The organism is Actinoplanes sp. NPDC051411, assembly GCF_040682075.1.
GTDB lineage: Bacteria > Actinomycetota > Actinomycetes > Mycobacteriales > Micromonosporaceae > Actinoplanes.
Window position 1 is genome coordinate 1 of the sequence record NZ_JBFBAD010000040.1, and the last position, 26,062, is coordinate 26,062.

27 protein-coding genes and 1 pseudogene are annotated in these 26,062 nt (G+C 71.6%); 17 read left to right on the forward strand and 11 right to left on the reverse strand.

The features are described from left to right. The first annotated feature begins 332 nt into the window (after window positions 1-332). From AB0M88_RS22520 to AB0M88_RS22540, 5 genes are read left to right on the forward strand one after another with little or no spacing between them, the layout of a single operon-like run. Window positions 333-773: a hypothetical protein gene (locus tag AB0M88_RS22520; RefSeq protein ID WP_364105180.1), complete on the forward strand. Its 441-nt coding sequence runs from the start codon at window positions 333-335 to the stop codon at window positions 771-773. Window positions 774-788: 15 nt separating this feature from the next. Continuing rightward, window positions 789-2,564, forward strand: a complete 1,776-nt coding sequence (locus AB0M88_RS22525) for a hypothetical protein (RefSeq protein WP_364105182.1) — start codon at window positions 789-791, stop codon at window positions 2,562-2,564. Window position 2,565: 1 nt separating this feature from the next. Then, window positions 2,566-2,757 carry a hypothetical protein gene (locus AB0M88_RS22530; RefSeq protein ID WP_364105184.1) on the forward strand — a complete coding sequence of 64 codons (192 nt, stop codon included), beginning with the start codon at window positions 2,566-2,568 and terminating at the stop codon, window positions 2,755-2,757. A 5-nt stretch (window positions 2,758-2,762) separates the two neighbouring features. After that, on the forward strand, window positions 2,763-3,296 hold the full coding sequence (locus AB0M88_RS22535; protein ID WP_364105186.1) for a hypothetical protein: 534 nt from the start codon (window positions 2,763-2,765) through the stop codon (window positions 3,294-3,296). 9 nt (window positions 3,297-3,305) lie between these two features. Beyond that, on the forward strand, window positions 3,306-4,871 hold the full coding sequence (locus AB0M88_RS22540) for an AAA family ATPase (protein WP_364105188.1): 1,566 nt from the start codon (window positions 3,306-3,308) through the stop codon (window positions 4,869-4,871). Here AB0M88_RS22540 and AB0M88_RS22545 read toward each other — a convergent pair. Then, complete coding sequence (locus tag AB0M88_RS22545; RefSeq protein ID WP_364105190.1) at window positions 4,852-5,262, reverse strand: hypothetical protein; 411 nt, start codon at window positions 5,260-5,262, stop codon at window positions 4,852-4,854. The genes AB0M88_RS22540 and AB0M88_RS22545 overlap by 20 nt on opposite strands. Before the next feature lies 1 nt (window position 5,263). Here AB0M88_RS22545 and AB0M88_RS22550 point away from each other — a divergent pair, with 1 nt between their 5' ends. Then, window positions 5,264-5,899, forward strand: coding sequence for a hypothetical protein (locus AB0M88_RS22550; RefSeq protein WP_364105192.1), 636 nt, complete (start codon window positions 5,264-5,266; stop codon window positions 5,897-5,899). Between the two features lie 356 nt (window positions 5,900-6,255). Then, on the forward strand, window positions 6,256-6,816 hold the full coding sequence (locus AB0M88_RS22555; protein ID WP_364105194.1) for a hypothetical protein: 561 nt from the start codon (window positions 6,256-6,258) through the stop codon (window positions 6,814-6,816). A gap of 57 nt (window positions 6,817-6,873) precedes the next feature. On the opposite strand, the gene AB0M88_RS22560 is transcribed toward AB0M88_RS22555, so the two are convergent. After that, window positions 6,874-7,479 (reverse strand): hypothetical protein, encoded by a 606-nt coding sequence (locus AB0M88_RS22560; RefSeq protein WP_364105196.1) that lies wholly within the window; start codon window positions 7,477-7,479, stop codon window positions 6,874-6,876. A gap of 191 nt (window positions 7,480-7,670) precedes the next feature. On the opposite strand from AB0M88_RS22560, the gene AB0M88_RS22565 reads away from it, so the two are divergent. The 4 genes from AB0M88_RS22565 to AB0M88_RS22580 all read left to right on the forward strand — a co-directional run bounded on the left by AB0M88_RS22565 (window position 7,671) and on the right by AB0M88_RS22580 (window position 12,010). After that, the gene (locus tag AB0M88_RS22565; protein ID WP_364105198.1) at window positions 7,671-9,443 is read left to right on the forward strand and encodes a glycoside hydrolase family 6 protein; all 1,773 of its coding nucleotides are present in this window, start codon (window positions 7,671-7,673) and stop codon (window positions 9,441-9,443) included. 109 nt (window positions 9,444-9,552) lie between these two features. Further along, the gene (locus AB0M88_RS22570) at window positions 9,553-10,257 is read left to right on the forward strand and encodes a protein phosphatase 2C domain-containing protein (protein ID WP_364105200.1); all 705 of its coding nucleotides are present in this window, start codon (window positions 9,553-9,555) and stop codon (window positions 10,255-10,257) included. 42 nt (window positions 10,258-10,299) lie between these two features. Continuing rightward, window positions 10,300-11,214: a hypothetical protein gene (locus tag AB0M88_RS22575; RefSeq protein ID WP_364105202.1), complete on the forward strand. Its 915-nt coding sequence runs from the start codon at window positions 10,300-10,302 to the stop codon at window positions 11,212-11,214. Window positions 11,215-11,305: 91 nt separating this feature from the next. Next, on the forward strand, window positions 11,306-12,010 hold the full coding sequence (locus AB0M88_RS22580) for a hypothetical protein (protein ID WP_364105204.1): 705 nt from the start codon (window positions 11,306-11,308) through the stop codon (window positions 12,008-12,010). Here the strand turns inward: AB0M88_RS22580 and AB0M88_RS22585 are convergent. Together AB0M88_RS22585 and AB0M88_RS22590 are read right to left on the reverse strand one after the other, a co-directional pair. After that, window positions 12,007-13,728: a LuxR C-terminal-related transcriptional regulator gene (locus AB0M88_RS22585; RefSeq protein WP_364105205.1), complete on the reverse strand. Its 1,722-nt coding sequence runs from the start codon at window positions 13,726-13,728 to the stop codon at window positions 12,007-12,009. The genes AB0M88_RS22580 and AB0M88_RS22585 overlap by 4 nt on opposite strands. A 25-nt stretch (window positions 13,729-13,753) precedes the next feature. After that, window positions 13,754-14,011: pseudogene (locus AB0M88_RS22590) on the reverse strand (LuxR family transcriptional regulator); the annotation flags it as partial. 49 nt (window positions 14,012-14,060) lie between these two features. Here AB0M88_RS22590 and AB0M88_RS22595 point away from each other — a divergent pair. From AB0M88_RS22595 to AB0M88_RS22605, 3 genes are all read left to right on the forward strand, one after another. Then, complete coding sequence (locus AB0M88_RS22595) at window positions 14,061-14,345, forward strand: hypothetical protein (RefSeq protein ID WP_364105207.1); 285 nt, start codon at window positions 14,061-14,063, stop codon at window positions 14,343-14,345. A 71-nt stretch (window positions 14,346-14,416) separates the two neighbouring features. Further along, entirely contained in the window at window positions 14,417-14,995 is a 579-nt protein-coding gene (locus AB0M88_RS22600; protein WP_364105209.1) for a peroxiredoxin, read from the forward strand. A 39-nt stretch (window positions 14,996-15,034) separates the two neighbouring features. Further along, window positions 15,035-15,598, forward strand: coding sequence for an isochorismatase family cysteine hydrolase (locus AB0M88_RS22605; protein ID WP_364105211.1), 564 nt, complete (start codon window positions 15,035-15,037; stop codon window positions 15,596-15,598). Window positions 15,599-15,626: 28 nt separating this feature from the next. Here the strand turns inward: AB0M88_RS22605 and AB0M88_RS22610 are convergent, their stop codons facing one another. Together AB0M88_RS22610 and AB0M88_RS22615 are read right to left on the reverse strand one after the other, a co-directional pair. Next, window positions 15,627-16,106: a DUF305 domain-containing protein gene (locus AB0M88_RS22610; RefSeq protein ID WP_364105213.1), complete on the reverse strand. Its 480-nt coding sequence runs from the start codon at window positions 16,104-16,106 to the stop codon at window positions 15,627-15,629. Between the two features lie 44 nt (window positions 16,107-16,150). Further along, window positions 16,151-16,975 (reverse strand): hypothetical protein, encoded by an 825-nt coding sequence (locus tag AB0M88_RS22615; RefSeq protein ID WP_364105215.1) that lies wholly within the window; start codon window positions 16,973-16,975, stop codon window positions 16,151-16,153. Between the two features lie 442 nt (window positions 16,976-17,417). Between AB0M88_RS22615 and AB0M88_RS22620 the strand changes: the two genes are divergently transcribed. Together AB0M88_RS22620 and AB0M88_RS22625 are read left to right on the forward strand one after the other, a co-directional pair. Further along, window positions 17,418-19,016 carry a translation initiation factor III gene (locus AB0M88_RS22620; protein WP_364105217.1) on the forward strand — a complete coding sequence of 533 codons (1,599 nt, stop codon included), beginning with the start codon at window positions 17,418-17,420 and terminating at the stop codon, window positions 19,014-19,016. Continuing rightward, entirely contained in the window at window positions 19,013-20,488 is a 1,476-nt protein-coding gene (locus AB0M88_RS22625) for an NADH-ubiquinone oxidoreductase-F iron-sulfur binding region domain-containing protein (protein WP_364105219.1), read from the forward strand. The genes AB0M88_RS22620 and AB0M88_RS22625 overlap by 4 nt, the downstream gene beginning before the upstream one ends. Window positions 20,489-20,536: 48 nt before the next feature. On the opposite strand, the gene AB0M88_RS22630 is transcribed toward AB0M88_RS22625, so the two are convergent. Continuing rightward, window positions 20,537-21,181, reverse strand: a complete 645-nt coding sequence (locus AB0M88_RS22630; RefSeq protein WP_364105221.1) for a VOC family protein — start codon at window positions 21,179-21,181, stop codon at window positions 20,537-20,539. Window positions 21,182-21,196: 15 nt separating this feature from the next. Then, window positions 21,197-21,442, reverse strand: coding sequence for a PspC domain-containing protein (locus tag AB0M88_RS22635; RefSeq protein ID WP_364105223.1), 246 nt, complete (start codon window positions 21,440-21,442; stop codon window positions 21,197-21,199). Between the two features lie 264 nt (window positions 21,443-21,706). On the opposite strand from AB0M88_RS22635, the gene AB0M88_RS22640 reads away from it, so the two are divergent. Beyond that, on the forward strand, window positions 21,707-23,530 hold the full coding sequence (locus AB0M88_RS22640) for a GGDEF domain-containing protein (RefSeq protein ID WP_364105225.1): 1,824 nt from the start codon (window positions 21,707-21,709) through the stop codon (window positions 23,528-23,530). 57 nt (window positions 23,531-23,587) lie between these two features. Here AB0M88_RS22640 and AB0M88_RS22645 read toward each other — a convergent pair whose 3' ends face one another. Genes AB0M88_RS22645 through AB0M88_RS22655 form a run of 3 tightly spaced genes read right to left on the reverse strand, consistent with a single transcriptional unit; the run spans window position 23,588 to window position 26,015 of the window. Next, window positions 23,588-24,661, reverse strand: a complete 1,074-nt coding sequence (locus AB0M88_RS22645) for an amidoligase family protein (RefSeq protein WP_364105227.1) — start codon at window positions 24,659-24,661, stop codon at window positions 23,588-23,590. Next, window positions 24,658-25,497, reverse strand: coding sequence for a hypothetical protein (locus AB0M88_RS22650; protein WP_364105229.1), 840 nt, complete (start codon window positions 25,495-25,497; stop codon window positions 24,658-24,660). Before AB0M88_RS22650 ends, AB0M88_RS22645 begins: the two co-directional genes overlap by 4 nt. Next, complete coding sequence (locus AB0M88_RS22655) at window positions 25,494-26,015, reverse strand: SigE family RNA polymerase sigma factor (RefSeq protein ID WP_364105231.1); 522 nt, start codon at window positions 26,013-26,015, stop codon at window positions 25,494-25,496. The genes AB0M88_RS22650 and AB0M88_RS22655 overlap by 4 nt, the downstream gene beginning before the upstream one ends. Window positions 26,016-26,062 lie beyond the last annotated feature (47 nt).

Consider the following 26,062-nt stretch of genomic DNA (forward strand, 5'->3'; position numbering starts at 1 on the left):
CAGGTTCTATCTGGTTAAACTCTCCGACGGGCCCCTGGCGGGCGACTATACCCTGCAGGTTTACGCTTCGGGGCTTTAGACGACGCTTACCTCGGGGCCGGCCCCCCCTCATCGGGGGGGCCCGGCACCGCTTTTTTGATTAGCCGGAACGGCTCGCCTCTTCGACCTCGGCGAGTTGGCGATCATCGGACCGGCCATCCTCCACGGTATTTATTCGCGTCGCTGAAAAGGCTGAGTTCGCCTTTGCCCCATTGCTTTGCTTAATAGCGTTGTTAGCCTCGGAGAAACCGGCGGGAATCACCGCCGGAAGCACGACCGCGCCCGGGGGAAATATGGAATTCGCACGCCGTCGCCGGGTCGAGACCAATCTGGATCCCCGGGCGGCCACCGGGAACCGGCAGTCGCCGGGCATCGGGCAGCGTCTCCGCAAGCCGCGGCACGCCGGGCTCTTCGAGGCGGTGCACCGGCTCGACGCGGGGCTCGACGCCGGCATGCGGGCCCAGCTGGCCGAATGGATCCGGGCCGAATATCAGAGCGAGTTCGGTGACGTGCCGCTCGGCATGTTCGCGCTCTGCCATCTCGGCCCGCCCTACATCGACCACCGGCTCGACCTGTGGCAGTCCATCGTGGAGCACTACGCCCCGGCCGACGCCGTGCCGGAACCGTTCAACCAGGCCCGCATGCTCGTGCGCACCGGCGCGTACGACTTCGTCGAGGTCTATGCCAGCGGAGAGCTCCGGCCGGTCCTCAAGGACGGCTCGGTCGTCGCGTGAAAGGTCTGTTTTCCCATGGGTGAAATCGACTACCAGAGGCTCAAGAGCAGGATCGACGAGGTGGGCGCCGTCGCCCTGCGGCTGGAACAGGGCGTCGGCCAGGTCGGACTGCAGGTCGCCCACGTCGGGCAGCAGAACCAGGAAACCATGAGCCGGCTCGACGCGCTGGCCCGCGAGATCGCCGCGTTCCGGCTGGAGAACGAGCGCGCCGGCAACGTGCAGCGCGCCACCACCGAGATCGTCGGGGTCAAGGCCGAGCTCGAACACCAGTACGGCCACTACAACAAGGTCCGCCGGGTCGCCCTCGGCATCCTCGAGGGCTTCGACCAGGGCCTCATCTCCGAGAACCAGGTACGCGGCGTCAGCGAGACGCTGGTCATGGAGACCCCGGGCTACTGGCTCGCCCCGGTGCTGGTCGCCATGCGCGCCTGGTGGTCCGACGACCCGGCGACCTGCGAACGGGCGCTCCACGAGGCGATCAGGCGGTCACCGCGCCACACCGCCCTGTTCATGGCCCTCCTGCTGCGCCGCCAGGGCCGGGCCGAAAGCTCGCTGCGCTGGCTGCGGCACTACCTGGCCGCGCTCGATCCGGCCGCGCTGGGCCGAGAGTTCGCGATGGTGCTGGAGTCGGTGTCGCAGGGGGCGTTCGGGCCGGCCGGCGTGCGCATGATCGCCGAGCGGCTCGACATCTGGCGCGAACACCTGCTGCACGACGAGAACGCCCAGACGGCCCAGGTCGGCCGCTGGCGTCAGGAGCTGGAGCGCTACGTCGGCCCGTCGTCGGCGACCCGCTTCCCGCGGCTGGCCGCGGTGTCGCCGCAGTGGCCGCTGATGGACACCGCACTCGGCCGGGCCGACGCGCACGACCGGCTGATCGCGACCTACTCGGCCATGACCGCCGAGGAGATCACCGCGCCGGACCGGCTCGAGGACCAGGTCGACGACATCCTCGACGGCCTGGTCCGCGGCTACGACGACGAGGAACTCCCGCTGCGGCGCCAGCACGCCGAATACCAGGCGATCGTCGAGCACAACGGCGACACGGCCGCGGCCAAGCGGGCCCTCCAGACCGACCTGCTGGCCCTCGACAAGACGCTCGACTACCTGACCATCCAGTCCGAGGCGGCGCTCAACCCGGGCAAGCTCGGCGTCAGCCGGGCCACCCAGCGGACCGCGGTCTCCTCCTGCCACGACTGGTTCGCCCGCGCCCACGCCGCCTACAGCGCGGAATACCGGGCCGCGCTGCCGACCAACGTCGAGGCCGTCTTCGAGGGCAGCCATCAGGCGGCCGGGCGGGTGTTCCAGCTGCCCCGCTGGACCGGCTCGTTCACCGAGCCGATGGAGGCTCTCGAGGCGTCGCTCAACCTGCACTGGAACCGGGCCGCCCAGCCGTTCATCGATTCGCTGGCCTACAAGTGGGGCACCAACCTGATCGGCCCGATCGCACTCGCCGTGATCGGCACGATCTGCGGCGCCGCCGTGTCACCGGTGCTGATCATCTTCGTTCTGCTCGCGGCCGGTGTCTGGGGCGCGGTGCTCTACTCGCAGTCGCTGGCCGCCGCCAAACGCCAGGACGAGGTACGCGCGCTGCTCGAGCAGGCCAAGCAGGACTCGCTGGAGCAACTGCGCGCGGCCGGGGCCGAGGTGGTCGACTGGACGAGCGCCTTCCAACAGGCCGACCGGCGGGAACCCGCCGTACGCGAGCTGATCGCCGACCTCGCGACCGCGGGGAGCACCGCCACACCGTACGAGCGGCGCGTCGTCGGAGACGGCGCCCAGGTGGGAGCCTGAGATGACCTCGCCGATCCCGTCCCCGTCCCTTTCCTCGTCTCCTTCCGCGCCGTCGGACGACGTGCCCTGGGCGACGCGCAAGGCACCCGCCCAGCCGGCCACCGCGCGTAACCGGCAACAGGTGCCCGACCTCCCGTCCTGGGATCCGCTGCCGCCCGGTGAGATCTTCGTCCGCCGGCACGCGAGGGACTGACCGTCGTGTGGGTCACCGGCGGGGCGTACCAGGCCTGGACCGACTTCCTCGACCGCTGGGCGGCCGGGGAACCGGTCGACCCGGCCCACCTGCCCCCGCTCGTGCCGGAAGGCTTCGACGGCGACACGTGGGCACGCCTCGGCACCCGGATCAGCGAGGCGCTCGACCGCCGGCTGGTCACCTGGTCGGAGACGCTGGCCCGGGAGCTCGGCGGCGCCCGCGACGAGTTCGCCGCCGGCCACGCGCTCAACCAGGCCCGCAAAGGGCTCGCACCGATCCGGGCCCTCGCCGCGACCCCGGCCATGCCCTCCGAGTTGCGGCGGCAGCTGGCCCCGCTGATCGACGGCCAGGTCGGCCAGGTGCAGGAACAGCTCGAGGAGTCGATCAACCGGATGCGCCGGGCCGGCCGCCCGTCGACCACGGTCGAGGCCCGCCTCCGCACCATCCGTGACAACCCGCTGACCGTCGCCGCCACCCCCGGACCGGCCTGGGACGCGTCACCCGTCGACCGGCCGCGCCGACGCGTGCACTTCGAGTGAGGACCAGCCATGTCAAACTACGCCGAGTCCCTCAAGGACCTCGACAGCTACATCTCCGCCCGGGTCCCGATCATCGGGGTGCACAGCATCGAACAGATCCGCGCCCTGCGCATGGTCAAACAGGCCGCGTCAAGCCCCCGCCGGGCCAGCCTGCCGTTCTGGGTCTACACCCGGGCGACCGGCCTGCGTGACCTGCGCACCAACGCGCCGGCCCAGGAAGACCGCTCGCTCACCGGCGCGATGGACTTCGCGGCCCAGCAGTTCGGCAGCCGCGCCCAGGCCACCGTCGTGTTCGTCGACCCCGAAGACCTCAGCGACGACAACACGGCCAGCCGGCACGTCGCCGAACTGGCCCGGCTCGCCGACGCCAACTCGGGCAGCGTCGTCATCATCACCGACACCCCGCTCTGGAGCGGCCTCGAACGGCTCGGCATGAGCGTCGCCCTCGACCTGCCCGACGCCGGCGAGATGTACGAGGTGATCGTCGAATTCCTCCGGGACCACCACGGCGTCGTCCCGATCGCGTGGACCGACCAGGACGCCCGGCGCGCGGCCGAATTCCTGGTCGGGATCCCCGAAGGTACGGCGATCAACGTGATGGCCACCCTGGTCGCCAAGGGCTCGGTGGAAAAAGACGACGTCGAACGGCTGGCCGAGTTCAAGGACAAGCACTTCGGATCGCTGGCCGGCCTCGAACGGGTCAAACTTCTGCCGGCCGACAACCAGGTCGGAGGCCTGACCAGCCTGCGGGACTGGCTCGGCCGCAAACGCCAGATCATGTCGGCCGACCTGCGCGGCACCGAACTGCGGCCACCCCGGGGCGTCCTGCTGGTCGGCGTGCCCGGCTGCGGCAAATCCCTGTCGGCCAAGGCGATCGCGGCCGAATGGCGGCTGCCCCTCTACCGGCTCGACCTCGGCGCGATCATGGGCGCGTACGTCGGCCAGTCCGAAGGACGACTCCGCGAGGCCCTCGACACGGCCGACCGGGTCGCGCCCTGCGTGCTCTGGATCGACGAGATCGAGAAAGGCCTGGCCGGCCAGAACGACAGCACCGGCGTGAGCCGCCGGCTGGTCGGGCAGTTCCTGTTCTGGCTGCAGGAGTCCCGCCACCGCGTCTTCGTGGTCGCGACCAGCAACGACGTGCGCTCGCTCCCACCGGAACTGCTCCGTAAAGGCCGCTTCGACGAACTCTTCTTCGTCGACCTGCCCGACGCCGGCGACCGGCAGGAGATCATCGGCATGTACTACCGTCGCTACGTACGCCAGGAGCCCGCGGCCGAACTGGTGGACAAGCTGATCGGCCTGTCCGAGGGCTTCGCCGGATCCGACATCGAGGCGGCCCTGCACGAGGCGGGCGAGTTCGTCTTCCTGCACGGGCCAGAGTCGCTGCGGCCGGAGATCGTGCTCGACATCTTCGCCAACACGTACCCGCTGAGCCGCACCAACCCGGAACAGATCGAGGAGATCCGGGCCTGGGGCCGGGACCGGGCGATCCCGGCCGGCCGGCCGGCGGTCACACCGGGCGCCGGTACGGGACCGAGCCACGGCCGCCGCGTCATGGTCTTCGGAGACTGATCCCGATGACCGACCGCGACCACCCCACCGGCGTCTGGGACATCTCCTCCCTGACCGCCGCCACCGCCCCCTCCACCCCGCCGCAGTCCACCCCGTCGCCGTCGCCGGAGTCGTCGGAGCCTGGGCCGTCGTCTTCGTCTTCACCGTCGGGGCCCTCTTCGCCGTCCGCCCCGCCGTCTTCGCCGTCGCTGTCGCCGTCGGGGCCGGGCCCGTCACCTTCGCCGTCGCCGTCGCCGCCGTCGCCGTCGTTTTCGCCGCCGTTGCCGTCGTCTTCCCCTTTGCCGTCGTCCCCGCTGTCGCCGCCTGATACTTCGGCCGCGACCGAGCTGCTGGCTGCCGCGATCGAATTCGGGGGAGCGCGCCCGGCGGCCGGGCGCGGCCGCCTCCTCATCGTGGCCGGGGCGGTCGTCGCGCTACTCGTCGCGGCCGGCGGAGTGGGCATAGCGCTGCGCGACCGTCCCGCGCCGCCGCAGAACACCGGCAGTCAGGCGGCGAACGACCAGCCCGGCGTCCCGGCGATCGTCGACACCACGACCGACCCGGTCACGCCCGATCCCATCACGCCCGACCCGACCACACCCGACCCGACAACTCCGGATCCGACCACTCCCGACCCGGAGGCCGACGCTCTCGCCTCGCTGGAGCAGACCTACGAGCAGGACCGGGACACGGTCACCTTCAACGGCCAGTACGCCGCCCAGATCGCCTCGAAGTATCCCGGCATCGTCGACAAGCTGCAGACCGCCGCCGACGGTACCCACACTTTCCAGGCAACCGACATCCTGGCCGAATACCAGCAGCTCAGCACCGTCCACGGCAGCTCCGACCATCCGGTGGTCCTGCTCAAGAGCACCGACTACGGCAAGCGCCAGCGCCTGGACGGCCACTTCCTCTGGGTGACCTTCGCACTCGGCGACTTCCCCGACGCGAAGTCGGTCCACAGCTGGTGCGACGCCCAGTTCGCGTCCCTGTCCACCACCGAGCGCGACAACCAGTGCGCCGTCCGTCGGCTGGAACCGGGCCAATGACCACCGAACCCCCACCCTGGGCCCGCCCCCGCTCACCCGCCGGGCAACCTTCCTCTCCGCCCAGCGAGCAACCACCGTGGTCGCACCCCGCCGACGCCCACCCAAGAACCCCGCGCCGCGCAGTAGACAGCCCTCCGGACGCTCCCGCAGACCCGCCTGCCGGCCCCGACTCACCCACCACCGACAGCCCCGCCGCCCCTCCGGCCCGCCGTGGCCGTTCCGCCGACCCTTCGGCCGGGCGTGGCCGTTCCGCCGATGCTCCGGGTCGGCGTGGTCGTACCGCTGACCCTTCGGGCGGCCGTGCCCAGCCGGCCGAACCGCCGGCCGGGCCGCCACCCGGCCGGCGTCCACCGCCGATGCCCGGCCCCGCCCCGGACCCCGCCGGCGCGACCCGCCTTCCCGGCCCGCTGACCGGTGTCATCGCCGGTCCGGTGCAGAGCAGTGCGGTCCCGGCCACCGCTCACACGATGCCCGGTCTGGTCGCGGTCGTCATCGCCGCCGTGATCGCACTGGCCGCCGTAGCCGGCCGGGCCCTCGCCGGCGGCCTGCCCCAACCGCTGCTGATAGCCGGGCTTCTCGCCCCACCGCTCCTCGTCGCGGCAGTCGCCGTCGCGGCCCGGGCCGGCGGCGGCGCCGGTTCGACCCGCCGGTTCACGCTCAGGCCGGCGACCGGTCCGGCCACCCACCACACGCTGCGCGTCGCCCCTTCCGCCGACGCCCTCAGCCAGGGCGACCTCGTACGCCTGGTGCCCGGCCGCCGTGGCCCCCGCGCCGTCGAAGTCCTGACCACCTTGAACGGCCCGGTGATCCGCCGGGTGGCCGCGGCCCCGGCCGTGCCGCCGGCCCAGCTGGCCGGCCTGACCGTAGCCGCAGCGCTGCTGGCCGCCGCCGCACTGCTCCTCCTCGGCCACTTCTGACCGGCCCGAGGCCTGCGCGAAGTGTGCCCGGCAGTGGGACCTCGACCGGCCGCGACGCTATTCGACGGGGACCGAGGACGCCCGCCGCGCCTCCGCCACGTCCGCCATCAGATCGTCCCAGTCCGGGTCGGCCCTCAGCGCCGGCAGCGTGACCTGTCCCGACGATCGGGCCGCACTGTATTCCCACCAGGCCGCCACCCGGACCGGCCAGAGGCCCATGCGCACCGCGCCGGCCAGGAAGCACCGGTGGGCGAGCAGTGTGGCCGCCAGAATGTCGGGGTCGAGCGCCGCGCCCGGGGTGTCGATCGTGCGGCCGAGCGCCCGCACGTCGCGGTGCATCTCGGAGTAGGCGATCAGGTTGGGCATCGCCGGCACCTGCAGGTCGGCGCCGGGGACGACCATGCTGTCGGCGTAGGCCGGGGTGAACACGAAGTCGTCGACCGTGACGATCAGCGGCAGGATTTCGCGGCCTCGGCGTACGTCGAGTTGGACGGCCGGCGCCCCGGTGGGAACGAAGACGTTTTCGGCCGCCGTGACGTCGCCCGGGTCGAGTGAGGCGGTGTCGCCCAGGGCGGGGACGTGCACGTGCAGCGCTCCTCGCTTGACCGACACCTCGGCGCCGGGAATCTCGGACAGCGCGTCGGTCAGCTCGAATACGTGCACGCTCCTGTTATACGCCCCCGTTAAGACGCTTCTAAAGATCGCTTGTTAACCGAACGTTTCTGGGTCATTGCGGTGGGAGCGCTCCCATGCCATGCTGTTGCCAAGCCGGGTAGCGATGCCCCTCGATGCGCTAGCCGGCCGGATCCCCTCGGCGCTCATCCGCGCCTCCGCATGTCTCGAGGAGCCACCACATGAGACCTGTCCTCATCCGCGGATTGACCGCGGCCGCCGCCGTAACACTCGTGTCTGGTCTCGGCATAGCCGTCGCGACCAGCGCGAGCGCCGCGGCCGGCTGCCGGGTCGACTACTCCGCCAACTCCTGGTCCACCGGCTTCACCGGCACGGTCAACGTCACCAACCTCGGTGACGCGATCTCCGGTGGGTGGACCGTGGCCTGGGACTTCGCCGGGAACCAGACGGTGACCCAGGGGTGGAGCGCGACAATCACCCAGTCGGGTAAGCATGTCACGGCGACCAACCCGTCCTGGTCGTCCGGGCTCGCTTCCGGCGCGTCGGTCAACTTCGGCTTCAACGCGAACTACTCGGGGACGAACACGAACCCGGCCACGTTCACGCTCAACGGTGTCGCCTGCACGGGTTCCACCGGCCCGACGACCGGCCCGACCACCGGCCCCACCACGCCGCCGACGACGACTCCCACGACGCCGCCGACCACGGGCCCGACCACGCCGCCGCCGAACAACGGCAGCAAGGTCGACAACCCGTACGCGGGCGCCAAGGGCTACGTCAACCCGGAGTGGAAGGCCAAGGCCGACGCCGAAGCCGGCGGCAGCCGCGTCTCCAACAACCCGACCGCCGTCTGGCTCGACCGGATCGCCGCGATCGCGGGCACGACCGGCAGCAGCTCGAACGGCAGCATGGGCCTCGCCGCCCACCTCGACGCCGCGGTTGCCCAGGGCGCCGGGTACATCCAGCTCGTGATCTACGACCTGCCCGGCCGCGACTGTGCCGCGCTGGCGTCCAACGGCGAGCTGGGCCCGAACGACCTGCCCAAGTACAAGAGCGACTACATCGACCCGATCGCCGCGATCGAGGGCAACGCCAAGTACAAGAACCTGCACATCATCAACATCGTCGAGATCGACTCGCTCCCGAACCTGGTCACGAACACCTCAGGTCAGGCCGGCGCGACCTCGCAGTGCGACACGATGAAGGCCAACGGCGGGTACGTCCAGGGTGTCGCGTACGCCCTGAACAAGCTCGGCGCGATCGGCAACGTCTACAACTACGTGGACGCCGCCCACCACGGCTGGATCGGCTGGGACTCGAACTTCGCCCCGACCGCCGACCTGCTCTACCAGACCGCGGTGGCCTCCGGCAGCGTGAACAACGTGACCGGCTTCATCACCGACACGGCGAACTACTCGTCCCTCGTCGAGCCGTACTTCAACATCAACACCACGGTGGGCGGCCAGAGCATCCGGCAGTCCAAGTGGGTCGACTGGAACCAGTACGTCGATGAGCAGTCCTTCGCCCAGGCGTTCCGCACCAAGCTGGTCTCCGAAGGCTTCAACTCCAACATCGGCATGCTGATCGACACCTCCCGCAACGGCTGGGGCGGCCCGAACCGGCCCACCAAGGCGAGCACGTCGACCGACATCAACACCTTCATCGACCAGTCGCGCATCGACCGCCGCATCCACGCCGGCAACTGGTGCAACCAGTCCGGTGCCGGCCTCGGCGAGCGCCCGAAGGCCGCCCCGGCCTCCGGCATCGACGCCTACGTCTGGGTCAAGCCCCCGGGCGAGTCGGACGGCTCGAGCAGCCTGATCCCGAACAACGAGGGCAAGGGCTTCGACCAGATGTGCGACCCGACCTACACCGGCAACGCCCGCAACGGCAACAGCATGTCGGGCGCCCTGCCCAACGCGCCGATCTCCGGCGCCTGGTTCTCGGCCCAGTTCCAGCAGCTGATGACCAACGCGTACCCGCCGCTCTCCTGACCTGACCCGCCCCCGAGAAACGCCGGGTCCCGCTTCCTTCCCACGAGGAGCGGGGCCCGGTGCGTTACCTATGGCGTCGCTCCGCTCCGCGATCGCTAGGTTGAGTGGCATGGAGTTCAGTGGTGGGGCGGGCACCGTGGTGGGCAATCACTATGCCGCTAACTTTGACGCGTTTTACCTTGACGCGGGTTTGCCGCTGGCCGTGGTTGCCGACGGGATGGGGGACAGCGCGGGCAGCGCGTTCGCCGGCCGTGCCTCGGTTGAGGGGTTCACCGAAACCCTTCGCGCGGCGGCGGCCCCTCACTCGCCTGCCGCGCTGCGGCAGGCCGTCGCCTTGCTGCACGATTCCGTACGGGAGTTTGCCCGTGACCACCCCGGCCTCGCCGGCTGCACCCTGACCGCCCTGGTCGGGGACGCGGCCGGGGGAGCGTGGGTGGTCCAGATCGGGGACAGCCGCCTCTACCGCCTGCGCCACGACGTGCTGGAGTTGCTCACCAGTGACCACACCGCGGCCTGGGTGGGGCTGCTGCACGGGTGGTTCGCCTACGAGTCGGCCGCGGCCCGCGCCGCCCGCTACCGGCTGACCCGCTACATCGGACACCCCGACGCCCCCGAGCCGGACGTGCTGCACGTGAGTTTCCGGCACGGCGACGTCTATCTACTGTGCACGGACGGCGTGGCCGACCAGCTCCCCTACGAGCAGATCCGTGAGACGCTGCTGACCCCGTCGTCGGCCGTCGACCGGCTCCTGGCGGCCACGCTGACCGCCGGCGGCGCCGACAACGCCACCGCGATCGTCATCCGGACCGGCTAGGGCGGGGTCTCGGGCAGCGAGGGCAACCGATATCGTCGGCGCATGAGTGAAGGGCCGGCGACGGTGCGCAGTTTCGTGCTGACCGCGACCTTTACCGGCGCGATCCTGGCGTTTGCCGGCACGACGCTCTACTGGGCGCGGGTCACCGACAGCGTCGGCACGTTCTATCTGGTCCGGCTGGCCGACCTCAACCGGGTCGAGGCGCCGATCGCCGTCGTGTGGCTGGTTCTGGCCGCGGGTGGCGCGCTGGCCGGCCGCGATGCGTCGCCGTGGGGGTCCGCGATCCGGACCGTCACCGTGGTGTTCGCGACGATGGGCGCGTTCTTTCCGCTCGGCCTGACGCTGGCCGCCGACGGTGCCCAGGTGCTCGGGCACGCCGCGGTCACCGACAATTCCGCGCTGGTCCGGGCCGAGCGGGTGCTGCCCGACACGGGCTGCCTGCTGTTCGTCCTCGGCCTCACACTGATCGCGGTCGGCGCGGGCGCCGCCGAGGTGGCGGCCCGGGGCGTACGTCTGGAGGCCTCGCGGCCCGGAGGTCGCCCGATCGTCCATCGTCTCCTGTTCGTGCCGGCCCTGATCGTCGCGGTCGGCGCGGCGGCCATCCCGTGGTACGACGCCGGCGCCGCCGACGAGGGCGGTCCGCCGCGCAGCGCCGACGTGCAGCTCTGGCTCGACGTGTTCCGGGCCGGGCTGGCGGTGTGCCTGGTGATCACGGCGCTGGCGCTGATCCGTCGGCGGCAGGCACCGGCGTTCCGGCTGCTCGGCCTGATCGTCGGCTCGGCGGTCGCGGTCATGCTGCTCAGCGGCTACGTCGCGCTGTGGCGCCAGCCGCTGCTCAGCTACGCGACCGGCCGGATCGGCCTCGGCTACCACCTCGGCCTGGTGGCGATGCTCCTGCTCACAGCCAGTTTTCTGGCCTTGCCGCCGGAGGTGCCCGCTGAGCAAGAAGTCGCGTAAGACGGCGAAGCCCGCCGAGGAGAAGCCGCTCTCCGGCTGGGCGCGGCTCTCCAAGGGCACGAAGACGCTGCTCGCGCTCATCGGCACGGCCGTGATCGCGGCCGTCGTTCCCGGCGTCCTGCCGTACGCGTCGGACCGCGTGCTCGACCTCTTCCACCAGCCGATCGTCGACGTCACGGACGTGATCGGCTCGACTCCCGGGCTGCGGGAGGCCGCCGCGGACCTGGTGCCGGCCGAGCCCGCCGACGTCCGCCACGACCCGCGCTTCGTGCCGGCCGGCTATGCCCTCACCGAGATCACCCTGGAGGGCAAGCGCTCGGCCGCGGTGTCCGTTCTGGACGCCACGGTCGAGGTCGAGGCTCGCCTGCCGCCCCGCCGGGGCACCCTCTATTCGATTCCGCCCCAGGGCGAAACCAACAACTCCATCGTCGACCTCGACCTCGACGCACCACTGCCGGTTCTCGCGGCGCCGGGCGGCGCCGGACCCTACTTCGTCGGCCGGCACATCACCGTCGACCGCGGCGAGCTCTGGGTCATCGACGTCCAGTCGCGCACCACCCGCCACGAGTACGCCTGGCGCCTCCACCTGCGCCTGCGCTACCGCGGCGCCGACCACGAGCTCGTCGTGCCGCCGGCCGGCCGCCCGCCGTTCCGGATGACCGCGTTCGTCGCGCCGGGCGACTACCGGCAGCAGTACGCCTGGAACCTCCAAGGCCAGCTGGTCGCGCACGACTGCGCGGCCGCCCGGGCGGCCTGCGCCGCCACCGAACTTCCGAAGGTCAAGCCGCCGGCCTAGCCTTGCGCGGCCTGCCAGGCCGCTATCTGCGTACGGGTGGTGAAGCCCAGCTTGGTCAGGATGTTGCGTATGTGGCTCTCGACCGTGCGCTCGGAGAGGAACAGCCGGGTCGCGATCTGCTGGTTGCTCAGGCCCTCGGTGACCAGCCGGGCGACGTCGGTCTCGCGGCGGCTCAGCCCGGCCGGGGTTTCGCCGAGCGCCAGCCTGATGGCGGCCTCCCGGTCGAGCCGGCCCGACGTGCCGAGCCGGGCCGCCGCCTCGGCCAGGGTCGGGGCCATGCTGGGATGGGCACCGGCACCGATCTCGGCCCGCAGCCTCTCCGACGCGCCGAGGAGCCGGGCCGCCACCGCGGGTTCGGCGCAGCAGCCGAGCGCGCCGACGAGGTAGGCCTGGGCCACCCGGTCGTCGATGTCGCGGGCGATCCGCAGGCCCTCGGTGAGTGTCGTGCGGGCGGTCGCCAGGTCGCCCATGCGGAGTGCGGCGTAGCCCTGGTTCATCAGCATCATGCCGAGGCTGTAGAGGTCGCCGGTCGCGCGGCTGACCCGTACGCCCTCGGCGGCGGCCCGGGCCGCCGTGCCGGGATCGCCGTCGATGAGCCCGATCAGGGCGGTCGCCTGTTGGGTCATGAGGGTCGTGCCGGGGTCGTCGAGCTCCGAGGCGATCCTCCGGGCCTCGTCGAGCAGCCCGTTCGGCGGCTCGCCGCGCATGGCCGCCGCGATCGCCGCCATGGCCAGGGACTGCGACCGCACATCCCCGGTCGCCGCCCGCAATCCGGTCTCCAGTGCCTTCGTCGCCGCGTCCGGGTCGTTCCGCAGGACGCCGAGGAAGCCGCGGGCGAAGTACGTCCAGGGATGGCCGCCGGGCAGTTCGTCGAGCCAGCGGGCGCCCTCGGTCGTGGCGCGGGTGACCCAGAACCAGATCAGGGAGGTGGCGATGCCCGTGGCGCGGGCGTGATCCTTGCGGTCGAGGCAGGCGCGCAGCACCGCCCGGATGTTGTCGATCTCCAGGCCGGCCCAGGCCAGCGACGGGACGAGCCGGGTGCGGCCGGTCGCGCCGAATTCCTGGCAGCGAGCGAGGTAGTAGTCGGCGCAACGCTCCTGGAGCGCCTCGGCCTCCTCGAGTTCGGCCCGCGGGTATTCCCGCATCGTCTCGTGCAGCCGGTAACCGGTGTCCTCCCGGACGACCAGCGACTTCTCGACCAGGGCGGTGAGCGAGTCCACGGTCGCCCCGCAGACCGCTTCGGCGTCGTCGAGGGTGAAGCGGCCGGCGAACACCGACAGCCGGGTCAGCAGCGTCCGCTCGTCGCCGGTGAGCAGGTCGAAGCTCCAGCGGATCGCCGTGCGCAGGGTGCGGTGCCGGGGCAGCGCGGCCCGGCTGCCGCCGGTGAGCAGCGCGAACCGGTCACTCAGCCGGTCGCGGATCTGTTCCGGGCTCAACGCCCGGGTGCGCACGGCGGCCAGCTCGATGGCGAGCGGCAGGCCGTCGAGCCGCCGGCAGACGTCGTCGACCGCGGGGCTGGGCTCGAAGCGCCCGGCCGCCGCGGTCGCGCGGTCGATGAACAGCTGGACCGCGTCGGTGCGGCCGAGCGGGGGAACGGGCAGCACCTGCTCGCCGGCGATCGACAGCGGCTCCCGGCTGGTCGCGAGCACCCGGATGCCGGGGGCCGGCCCGGAGCAGGTCGTCGACCAGCCGGGCGGTCGCGTCGAGCAGGTGCTCACAGTTGTCGAGCACCAGCAGCACCCGCTCGTCCCGCAGATGGGAGCGGAGCTGGACGGCCGGCTCGGCCGCGGTCTGGTCCCGCAGGTCGAGGGCGGCCAGCGTCGCGTGGCCGACCAGCGCGGGATCGCGTACGTCAGCGAGCTCGACGAGGAAGGCGCCCCCGGGAAGCCCGGCCCCGGCCTCGCTCGCGGCCCGCACGGCCAGCCGGGTCTTGCCGACCCCGCCCGGCCCGACGAGGGTGACCAGGCGGGCGTCGCCCAGCCGGCGCCGGACCTCGGCCACCTCACCGCGTCGGCCGACGAAACTCGACGTCTCGGCGGGGAGGTTGGCGATGTCGGTGCTGGCCCTGGCCGGCCTGCGCTACCCGGTCAGGATGCTGCCGATCCTGCTCTTCGAGGTGGCCTGGAAGCTGCTCTGGCTGGGCGTGGTGGCCCTGCCCCAATGGCTCCACCACACGATGGACCAGGCGACCCGCGACCTGACCACCGAGGTCCTGTGGGTCGTCGTCATCCTGGCCGCGGTCCCGTGGCGCTACGCCTACACGCAATATCTGACCCGCCCGGCCGAGCCCTGGCGCTCACCCTCGGTCACGGAGGCGTCAAGCCCGCACCGCTGACGATCAGGTAGTGCTCGTCGATGCTCCGCTTGCCCCCACAGGGCGTCAGTCATCGGGAGAAGAATCCAGTCATGACTGACTTCACCGCGCTGCCCGCCGACCTGCCGGTGCCGGAGGACGACGGCGCCGCCAGGCATCTGCCCGGGGCGGCACTGCCGGCGCTCACCCTGACCGCCAGCGACCGGAGCCGCGTCGACCTGGGGGAGCTCGGCCCCGGGCGTACGGTCCTCTACCTCTACCCGCTGACCGGCCGCCCCGGCGTCGACCTGCCCCGGGGCTGGGACGAGATTCCGGGCGCCCGCGGGTGCTCGACCGAGGCGTGCGACTTTCGCGACCACTTCGCCGAGCTGCGGGAGGCCGGGGCGTCGCGGGTGTTCGGGCTGTCCAGCCAGGAGCCGGACTATCAGGCCGAGGTGGCGGGGCGGCTGCGGCTGCCGTTCGTGATGTTGTCCGATCCCGGGTTCGCGCTGGCCGCGGCCCTCGGCCTGCCGACCTTCGCGGCTTCCGGGCACGAGCGGCTCTACAAGCGCCTCACGCTGGTGATCGACGACGGGCGCGTCGAGCACGTCTTCTACCCCGTGTTCCCGCCCGACACCCACGCGCGGCAGGTGCTCGCCTGGCTGCGCGGGCATCCGGGACGGGGTCGATAATCGGGGCGGCTCGTCCCGTACGGAAAAAGGGGTTTTGTCATGGATGTTTCGCGGTCCGCCCTGTTGTTGATGGACTTCCAGGTCGGCATCCTGCAGGGCCGGGACGGCGCGGCCGAGGTGCTGGCCACCGCGGCGGCCGCTCTCAAGACGGCCCGCAGCGCGCAGATGCAGGTCGTGCACGTGCGGGTGGCGTTCACCGAGCAGGACTACGCGTCGGTGTCCGAGCGCAACAAGTCGTTCGCGGCGATGCGCGGGGCGCGGCGGCTGGCCGAGGGCACGCCCGATGCCGAGATCCATCCCGATCTGGCGCCGGGGGCGGGTGACGTGGTGGTGACCAAGACCCGGGTCGGCGCGTTCAGCACAACCCCGCTCGACACGCATCTGCGGGGCCGGGGGATCGACACGCTGGTGCTGGCCGGCGTGGCGACCAGCGGCGTGGTGCTGTCGACCGTGCGCGACGCGGCCGACCGCGATTACCGGCTGTTCGTGCTGCGTGACTGCTGTCTGGACACGCCCGAGGTGCACGCGCCGCTGGTCTCGCAGGTGTTCCCGCGGCAGGCCGAGGTGATCGACGTGGCGACGTTCGGCGAGCTGCTGGGCTGAGCTTTTCGGGCTGGGCTTTCGGGCTGGGCTATCGGGCCGGCTTCAGCTCCGACGCCTCGGCGGTGCGTGACTCGATGACCTCCTTGGCGAAGTCCAGGGCGGCTCGATTGCTGCCCTGGGCCTGTTCGGTCTGGGCGAGGGCGATCGCTTCCTCCTGATGGGCGGCCAGCGCCTTGACCGGGTCGCCCGTGGGCAGCGGCTTCGCGCTCTTCGGCGACGGCGTCACGCCCCAGAGCGTCAGCCAGCCGGTCATCCGGGTGATCTCGTCCCGCTCGGTGCTGATGATCGCCTCGGCCAGCACCCGGTGGTCGGGCTGCTCGGCGACCCGCTGGGCCAGTTCGATTCCGGCCTGGTGGTGGGGGATCAGCGCCTCGACGAAGGCGACGTCGGCCGCGTTGTGCTCCGGGCCGGCCGGCGGCGGGCCGCTCGCGGCGGGCGCGGCGGTGTCGCAGGCGGCGAGGGCGGCCGCGCAGAGGATGGCAGCGACGAAGCTCGATGAACGGCGCATGGGGCGACCGTAGCCGTCCCATGCGCTTTCAGTAAACAGTCTTTTTAATGGTCGCGATGGCGTGGCATGTTGTAGAAGCCGGTCGGCAACATCTGGGTGTCCTGTTGCCATCCCGGGCCGCCGGCCGCCATCCGCCGGTTGCGCGAGCGCAGCCGCATCAGCAGGGCGATCCCGCCGAACACCAGCACCGCGCCGACCAGGAGGCCGGGCAGGAGCACGCTCGAACCGCTCGACTTGCTGGCCAGGGCGGCCGGGCCGGCGCTGTTCGACGGGGGCAGGTTGGCCACCACGGCCTCGGTCGGCTGTGGGCTGAAGGTCGACGTCGGCGACGGTGAGGCCGATTTGGACGGCTTGTCGGCGACCGCGGTGACGACCCGGGACGAGGCGCCGCCGGTCGCGAGCACCTGTCCGCGCTGGCTGAGTGCCTGCATCGAGAAGCTCACCGAGCCGTTGTCGGGTCCGGTGAAGCTGACCGTCCACTTGGCGGTGACGCTCTGTCCGCGGCACAGCTGGCCGGGGTCGACCTGCTCGTCGACCACGCGGGCGTCCTCGCCCTGGAAGCGGGCCTTCACCGGGGCGGATTTGCCATTTTCGACCCGGTTGACCCGCACCTGGTCGAGACTGACCCCTTTAGTGGATATGATCAGGGCCCACTTGACCTTGGTGCATCGGCGCTGCAGGCGATCGCTCGACGTGGAAACGACCGCGCTGAGTGTGCGAGCGTCCTTACCGACAGTGAACGTGTCCGGCGCTTGCGTGACTTTTACGTCAAACCCGGGCAGATCGGCCACCGCCGGAGCGGCCCAGGCCAGGGTCGCGGCGGCGACGGCGAGGGCGGTGGCGGCCCAGGTGGCGTACCGCTTGGGCATGGCTCTCATCTCCTCCAACTGCGGCTTTGCGTCCGCATGCATACCGGATGGTTCGTCGTAGCGCGACGAAAGGTTCATCCGGCGTGACGAGTCACTCTACGGGCCGCCTTATTTTTGCCTTAGCCAGCCGCTGTCCAGGGGCATCTGCGCAGCTCAGCGCCCTTGTTGGCGACGGAGTTGGAAAGTACCTGACAAAAGCTGGGCGTGGCGTTCATCCGATCCCGGTCGCGCTACGTAGATGGGGGAGGGCACGAAGGGGGCGACTTCTCCGGCGTGCCTGCCAAGAGCATCAGCACGGGGCATCCCCCACGGGTGCCGGCGTCCCACCGCCCAACGGGACGTGACCGCTGCGGAGAACGAGGAGTCAATGGCCCGGACGAAGAACAACCAGCGATCCGCCAGTCGTGTGGCAGTCGATGTCGGAGCTACCGGAACCAACCCAGTGTCCAGGAAGACCGTGGTCACCCTGGTCGTCAGCATCATCGCGGCGATCTGGGCAGCTTCGATGTTTACCGTGCCGGGGCGAGTCGGCTACTACTACTTCTTTATCTACGCCGAGTACTACTTTGGCGTCATCGCGCTGGTGGCCCTGTCGATCACGATCATGGTCGGCCTCGTCGCGACCGACCGGTTGGTCCTGTCGATCCGGCAACGGGTCATGCTCCAGTCGACCCACCGCACCACCGGCCTCATCGCCGTCTGCTCCCTGGTCGTGCACGTCTGGACCAAGGTGGTCGAGCACCACATCGGCATCGTCGACGCCTTCGTCCCGTTCATGGCGTCGTACAACCGCCTGCTGATCGGCTTCGGCACGATCTCCGGCTGGATCATGATCCTGGTGATGTGGACCGGCATCGCCCGGGCTCGCTTCATCGGCCAGGACCGGCCGTGGCTGTGGCGCTCGATCCACGCGATCTCGTACCTGATGTGGCCGATCGCGCTGGTGCACGGCCTGTCGGCCGGCCGCCCGGCCAAGGCCTGGGTCAACGTCAGCTACATCCTCTGCATCCTGGTCGTGCTGATCGGCCTGGCGGTGCGCCTCTCGGTGAGCCTCAACCGCAAGAAGGACTTCTCGTCGACGATGGGCACGTCCGGTGCGGTCGGCATGCGCCCGGCCGGCCAGATGGTCCCGACCGCGGCCGCCCCGGTCAAGCGGGGCCGGGGCCGCGAGCGCGCCCCCGAGCCGGAGACGCTCGGCCCGGTCGCGGTGCTCGACTGGGCGCCGGCCGCGGCGCCGCCCACCGGGCCGCCGGCCGGACAGGAGCCGCCGGCCCCGCGCCAGCGCCGCCCCCGCGACGACGACTACGAGGACCAGCCGCGCCGCCGGCGCTTCGCCGACGACGACGAGTTCACCGGCACCCAGACCCGGATGCGCCGCCCCGACTTCGAGGACACCTCGACCCGGATGCGCCGCCCGGACTTCGAGGACACCTCCACTCGGATGCGCCGCCCCGACATGGACGACACCTCGACCCGGATGCGCCGGGTCGAGATGGACGACACGTCGACCCGGATGCGCCGGGTGGAGATGGACGACAGCCGTTACGAAGAGGCCCCGCGTGGGCGTGGTTACGAGGAAGAGGCTCCGCGCGGCCGCCGGCGGGCCAACGACGACTACGACTACGGCGATGCGCCCCGGGCCCGGCGACGGGCCGACGACGAGTACGACGACGTCCCGCGGCAACGCGGCGGCGGCTCCCACTACGCGGCCGACGGCCGCTACGGGAGGGATGAGGTGGATGCGCCCCGGGCCCGGCGTGACCGGGGCGCCTACTACGACGAAAGCGCCGACCCTTACCAGACCGACCCAGGGCGTCACAGCCGCGGCCAGTTCGTCGAGGATGACCTGGACTACCTCGAGCCGGACGAGACCCCGACTCTGATCGACATGGCGTCACGACGGGCGCGCCGCGAGGCGGCCCAGCAGGAAACCGGGCGTGGCCAGGCGGGCCGGGGGGCTCGCCGCGGTGGCCGCGGGCGGGAGAGCGACGAGGCGGCTGACGACGCGTACTGGTCGCGGCTGCGAGGGGAAGCGAATTGAGCACGGCCCAGGTTCCACCGGTCACCGCGATCGGCGTTCCGCGGATCACCGCGGGCTTTGACGAGTACGGGCGCTTGGACCTCCTGGCCCATCAGGAGGTTCACGGCGGGTTCGCGGCCCTGTCCTCCGGCGAGTTGATCGGGCTCGCCGAGCGCATCGAGCTGCGTGGTCGCGGAGGGGCGGGCTTCCCGTTCGCCCGCAAGGTCCGCGCCGTCGTCGACTCCTGCCGCCGGCAGGACCTTCCACCGGTCGTGGTCGTCAACGGGACCGAGGGTGAGCCGCCGTCCTGGAAGGACAAGGCGATCCTCACCCGCGCCCCGCACCTGATCCTCGACGGGGCCGCGCTCGCCGCGGCCGCGCTCGACGCCGAGGAGATCGTCATCGGCATCGCCGACGACGGCATCGGCCAGAGTTCGATCACCGCGGCCCTGGCCGAGCGGCGGATGCCCTGCCCGACCCGCATCGTGACCGTCCCCCACCGGTTCATCTCCGGCGAGGGCGGCGCGCTGGTCCGCGGCATCAACGGCGAGGCGCACATCCCGCCCGGCCGCAAGGTGCGGTCGAGCGACAACGGCGTGATGGGCCTGCCCACCCTGCTGTCCAACGCCGAGACGTACTCGCAGCTGGCGATCGCGGCCCGGCTCGGCCCGTGGGAGTACAACGCGGTCGGCATCCCCGAGGAGCCGGGCACGGTCATGCTGACCGTCGGCGGCTCGTCGACCGCCCCGGCGGTGGTCGAGGCGCCGAGCGGCACCCCGCTGATGGACGTGCTCGAGATGTGCGGCGCCGACATCGGCCCGGGCCTGCTGGTCGGTGGCTACCACGGCAAGTGGATCAGCGCCGAGGCGGCGCAGACCGTGACGATCTCCCGCAAGGGTTTCGCCAAGGTCGGCGGCACGCTCGGCGCCGGCATGCTGATCCCGATCGGCTCCAAGACCTGCCCGCTCGGCGAGGTCGCCCAGGTCGTGCAATATCTGGCCGGCGAGTCGGCCGGTCAGTGCGGCCCGTGCCGGCTCGGCCTGCCCGACCTGGCCCGGGCGGTCCAGCTCGTGTCGCTGGGCGGCAGCGCGCTGGAAAACGTCCGCCAGGCGGCGGGCGTGGTCAAGGGCCGTGGCGCGTGCAGCCACCCGGACGGCACCGCGCGCTTCGCCCTGTCGGCGCTCGAGACCTTCACCGCGGACGTGGAGGCCCACGCCAACGGCGAGGGTTGTGGCAAGCAGGTGCGTGGCATCCTGCCCCTGCCGTACACGGCCGAGCAGGGCGCCCGGAAGCTGGCGCTGGACTGGTCGCGCTGCGACGGGCACGGGCTCTGCTCGGCGGTCGCGCCCGAGATCATCCGTCTCGACGCGAACGGGTTCCCGGCGTTCCCGCAGACCCCGCTGCCGCCGTGGCTCGAGAACGGTGCCCGCAAGGCGGTCAATGTCTGCCCGGCGCTCGCGCTGCGGCTGACCGAGGCCGTGCCGGCCCAGTAAGGAGTACGGGCCGGGAGACAGCGTCCCCCGGCCCGCCGCGCGGCTCGGTCACGAGACCTGACGGTCCTGCCAGGTGCAGAGGCAGATCCGGTTGCCCTCCGGGTCGGCCAGCACCCAGAAGCTGGGTGCCTCGGTGTCGCTGACCAGACGGCCGCCCGCCGCCACCGCCGCGTCGATGCGGGGTTGCACCTCGGCCGGGTCGACCCAGAGGTCGTGGTGCCAGCGCTGGCGCGGCTCGTCACGGCCGGACTTCTGGAACCAGATCGTCGGCAGTTGCGCGGTCTCGTCGACGACCTCGATGTCGCGGGCGGTCGCGCCGAGGACCGCGGCCCAGAACGGGACGACCGCGGTGCGGTCGGGGGTGTCGAGGCCGAGTTCGAGCTGGACGACCCCCAGGGCCGACGGTGTCAGGCCGGCCGCGACGGCCAGGTCCGAGATCGTACGGGCGAGGGCCAGGTCGCGTTCGGTCACGCCGCCCTCGTCGTGACTGGACAGACGAACCCCGACCGCCGTGTAGCGCAGGTCGAGGTCCGGGTGATGGCCGGCCGCCTCGGCCGCCGCGCCGATCTGGTCGACGAGCGCGAGGCCGGTGGCGAAGTCTCCGGTCGGGATGCGGGTGGCGATCCGGTCGAGAAGCAGCACCCAACCGGGCGGCAGTCTCTCGGCGACTTGCGGATAAGGGGGCTTGGTCATGGCCCCCATCCTGCATCAGACCGCCGGCGGGTAGCCGGTCGCGTACTGCGGCTGCTCGGACGGCATCAGGATCCACAGGACCGGGTAGATCAGGATCTGGCTGCCCGGGATGATGAAGAGGATCAGCATGAACAGCAGGCGTGCGATCCACGGGTCGAGCCCGAACCGGCGGCCGAGACCGGCGCACACGCCGCCGAGCATGCGACCCTCCCGCGGCCGGACAAGGCCCTGGCGGGACATCGCGTCGTGGACGGTGTTCATCTGGTGTCTCCTCTTCGCTGGTAGCTGACTCATCAAGAGTCGCTGCCGAGGGCACCGCAGAACCATCGGGAAGAGCCCTGAGCCGTCCCTGAGACCGGCACCCCGAGTTGAGGAAAAGGCGTCAGAACGAGCCGGAACGGCCGTCAATTCCGAGAAACGTACACGTTAGGTGCACAGTCCCGGAGTTTCGAGAGATCATAACCTCATGCACGTTGCACCCCGCGCCATGTCTCAGTTGTCGTGAAAAGTCGTACGTTTGGGATCTTGTCGCCGTTCGTCGGCGGCGACTACTACGGGGCGATCATCGCCGGCGTCAACGACGCGGCGGTGGCCGGCGGCGACCGGATCATGGCGATCCAGACGCTCGACCCGGGTGCCCACAGTGCCGACCGGGCCGGCCTGCCCGACTTCCGGCGGCACGTCTCGTGGCGCCACCTCGCCGGCCTGATCGTGCTGCCCGGTGCCGTGCACACCGACTACGCCCGGGCCGCGCGCGCCGCCGGCCTGCCGGTCGTCTTCATCGGCCAGGACGCGACCGGCGCCGGCTGCTCGGCCGTGCTGGCCGACAACCGCAGCGGGGTGCGCGAGGCGGTCGCCCACCTGATCGGGCACGGCCACGAGCGGATCGCCTTCGGCGGCCATCTCAGCCATTTCGACCTGCGGGAACGCCACGAGGGCTACCGGGAGGGGCTGCTCGCTCACGGCATCGCGCCGCGGCCCGAACTGCTCTTCGAGACCGGCGACAACCACGAGAGCGGCGGCGAGACGGTCGCCGACGCGCTGATCCGCGGCGGCATGCCGGCCACCGCGGTCCTGCTGGGCACCGACCGCAACGCGATCGGGCTGGTCCAGCGGCTCCAGGCGGCCGGCTACGACGTGCCGCGCGAACTGGCCGTGATCGGCTTCGACGACATCGCCGACGCGACGTTCCTGCGGCCCAGCCTCTCGACCGTACGGCAGCCGCTCGGCCAGGTCGGTGCCGCGGCCTACTCGCTCGTCCGCCAGGCGCGGGCCGAGCCGGAGGTGCGGCACGTACCGACGATCTTCATCCAGCGCGACTCCTGCGGGTGCGCGAGCGGCGGGCTGCCGGTCAGCGACGACCAGACGCGCCGCCTGTTCGCCCAGGTGCAATACCTGCAGACGACGCTGAACACGCAGCACGAGCTGGGCATCGAGCTCCTCGGGACCCGGGAGCACGAACCCCGTACGCTCGCCTGGCTGGGGGACACCCCAGCCGCCGCCGGGGTCCTCGCGATGTGGCCTCCCGGGGTCGTCCCCGAGCCCGCCGGAGACCCCCGCCTCGAGATCGTCGGGGCCTACCGGGGCGGAGCGGCGGCCGAGTTGGGCCGCGAGACGCGGATCAGCGAGTTCCCGCCCGCCGGCCTGTTCGAGCTGGCCGACGGGGCGGCCGGCGACGCCGTGTTCGTGGTGCCGGTGCGCAGCAGCACCAACGACTGGGGGCTGCTGGCCGCGGTCGGCCGCATCCAGGCGACCACCCCGCCCGGCCGCGAGCTGATGAACCAGTCCGGCGCGCTGCTCGCCGCCGCGCTCGACCGGCAGGCGATGGTGGCCTCGCTGCGCGACAAGGAGGAGTCGCTGCGCAACGCGGCCCTCCACGACCATCTCACCGGCCTGCCCAACCGGGTGCTGCTGGAAGACCGCCTCGACCAGGCCCAGCTGCGGGCGACCCGGCAGCCCGGCCACCGGTTCGCGGTCCTGCTGCTCGACCTGGACGGGTTCAAGGCGGTCAACGACTCGCTCGGGCACGCGGCCGGCGACCAGCTGCTGATCGAGGTCGCGCGGCGGCTGCTCGGCCTGCTCCGCAAGTCGGACACGGTGGCCCGGCTGGGCGGCGACGAGTTCGTGGTGCTGCTCGACGGCGTCGCGACCCCGGGCTGGCAGCACGTGGTCTGCGACACGATCACGGAATCGATCCGCGAGCCGTTCGAGATCGACGGGCGCTCGGTCGAGGTCGGCGTGAGCATCGGCGTCGCGGTGTCGTCCGACGGCACCTCCGACCCCGACCACCTGCTGCGCGAGGCCGACGCGGCGATGTATCAGGCCAAGGAGCTCACCAAGCGGCGCTAGATCCGGGCAGAACCGGCGGCCGGCCGACCGGGGAGGTCACGGCCGGGCCGCCGGTGGTCAGTCGTCGTCCCGCTCGGCGAGAACCGCCGCCGCCTCCTCGAGCAGCGCCTCGACGGCGCGGGCCGGGTCGGCCGGCGGCTCGGGGAACGGCTCGCGCTGCTCGCAGCGGTCGAGCAGCAACTCGACCAGGCCGGCGCGGTCGAGGATCGGCCCGGCGTCGATGCCGCCCGGCAGGATGCGGATCTCGACCGTGTCGCGCACCGGCGGGTGGTCGGTCAGCACCTGGGTCAGGTTGACGTCGAAATACTTCGTCAGCTCGCCCTCGTCGGCCGCCTTGCGCAGCTGCTCCACGCTCGCGCCGCCGTCGGCGGCCGCGACGAGCGACTCCGGCAAGGAGGCCAGCCGCCGGCACGCCGGGTTGGTCTGCAGGAGCGTACGCAGCGGCTCGCGCCAGTGGGCGAAGAGCCGGACGAGGTTGCCCAGGGCGTGCGCCGAGCGGAACGGGCCACCGTCGACGTGCAGGTGCACCGCCGCCTCGGCCGGCACGGTGAAACCGAGCTCCCGGGCCGGCCCGAGCAGTTCCTCCAGGGCCGCCTCGTGGTCGCCGGTCAGCGGCGGCGTGACGATCTCACAGGGCCGTTCCCGCTCGCCGCCCTGCGGAGCGGCCAGCGCGATCGTGGCCCCGCCCGGGTCGTCGAGCCGGTAGATGTCGTCGATGCGCTGCACCACCGTGCCCCAGAGCTGGGCGCTCGCGTCGAGCGCGGCGCCGAGGGAGCCGCCCGGGTCGCTGTGCCGGGCGAGCAGGCGCAGCAGTCGCGGGTCGTCGCTGAGGATGCGCCACCAGCCGGGTGGCGGGGCGGCGCGCGGGTCGAGCCCGGCCAGCAGCGTGACGTCGTCGACCAGGGTGCAGAGCGGCGAACCGTCGGCCCGCCGCACCTCGAAGCCCTGGGTGAGATGCAGGAACCGCCCCAGGCCGGGGACCAGGGACGGTTCGCTGTCGGAATGCCACACCGGATGGATCCGGCCCCCGCAGCGGCCGGCCAGCTCCACCGCGAGGGTGCGCCGGCTCACCCCCTGCGGGGCCATCAGCTCGATCTCGAATCCGGTACGCCGGTGCAGCTGTGCGGTCACGGCTTGATCGGGAGGGTTTCTCCGGCGAGCAGCTTCTGGCCGCCCTCGACCTTGGCCTGGTACGTCGACACGTGCCAGATCTTGGCCAGCTTGACCACGTCGGCCTGGGTGTAGCCGGCGTCCCAGAACTTCAGGACCGCGGTCTGCTCCTTGGCCGCCTTGACGTTGGCCGCCTTCGGCTTGATCGGCAGGGTCTGGTGGGCCTCGAGCTTCTTGCCACCCATGACCTTGGCGTCGGACGGGTCGGAGAGGTGCCAGATCTTGGCCAGCTTGGCCGCGTCGTCCCAGGTGTAGCCGGCGTTGAAGAACGCGTCCAGCGCGGCCTGCTCGGCCTTGATCTTCGGGTCGTTGGGGTCGGCCGGCGGGGTGACCGGGTTGCCGGTCGGCTTGACCGGGAGGGTCTCGCCGGCGAGCAGGCGGCGGCCGGCCTCGGCCTTGACGTTGCCGATGTTGGCCTTGCTGTGCCAGATCGCGGCCAGCTTGACGGCGTCGTTGTAGCCGTAGCCGGCGGCGAAGTAGGCCGCCCAGTCCTTCTGCTGGTCCACGTCGCTGTAGGACGCGGCGACCGAGGGGACGTCAGCCGGCAGACCGGCCGCGTTGATGCCGGGAGCGCCGGTGGTGCTGGAGGCGTTGCCGGGCAGGAACGCGGGCAGGTTGATGCCCGCCGCGATCAGGCCGGCGCCGAGCACGGCGCCACCGGCCACCTGGGCACCCCGGCGACGACGCTTGTACTTACGGGAGAGCTCCTGCACCCGGGCATAGACCGCGCCCGGGTCGGGGGTGTTGTTCTCGTGGGACTCGAAGGCCTCGCGCAGCTGGTCTGCGTGCTGGGTCACGACTTCTCCTCGGCGTGAATCCGGTTCTGCTGCTCCGAGAGCCGCAGCTTCTTGATTGCCCTCGACGCATGGCTGCGGACCGTGGCCGGCGAACAGTTGAGCAACTCGGCGATCGCTTCGTCGTCCTGCTGCTCGTAGTAGCGCAGCACGAGCACCGCTCGTTGTTTGCGCCCCAGCGTCGCCAGCCGGCTCCAGAGTTCGTCCGCCTCGACGACCCCGTCGGCGTGGTCGAGGACCCCGCCCCGGGCGTCGTTGATGTCAACCAGCCGCTCACCGACTGTGTGCACGTTACGGAAAGCCCAGGTGCGCCGCCAGGACAGGTACTCGTTGAGCACCATCCGCCTGACGTAGGCCTCGGGGGAGTCCGCATCGCTGATCCGGCGCCATTTGACCTGCGCCCGGGCCAGCGCTTCCTGTACGACGTCCTGCGCCAGATCGTGGTCGCCGGTGAGGACGACCGCGTAGCGCAGGAGACTTGGAAGCCGGGCCACCGCGAATTGCTCGAAGGTCACGGTCATAAGACGGGTCCCACGCCTCAGTTGTGCACTGTTTCGGAGAAGATTTT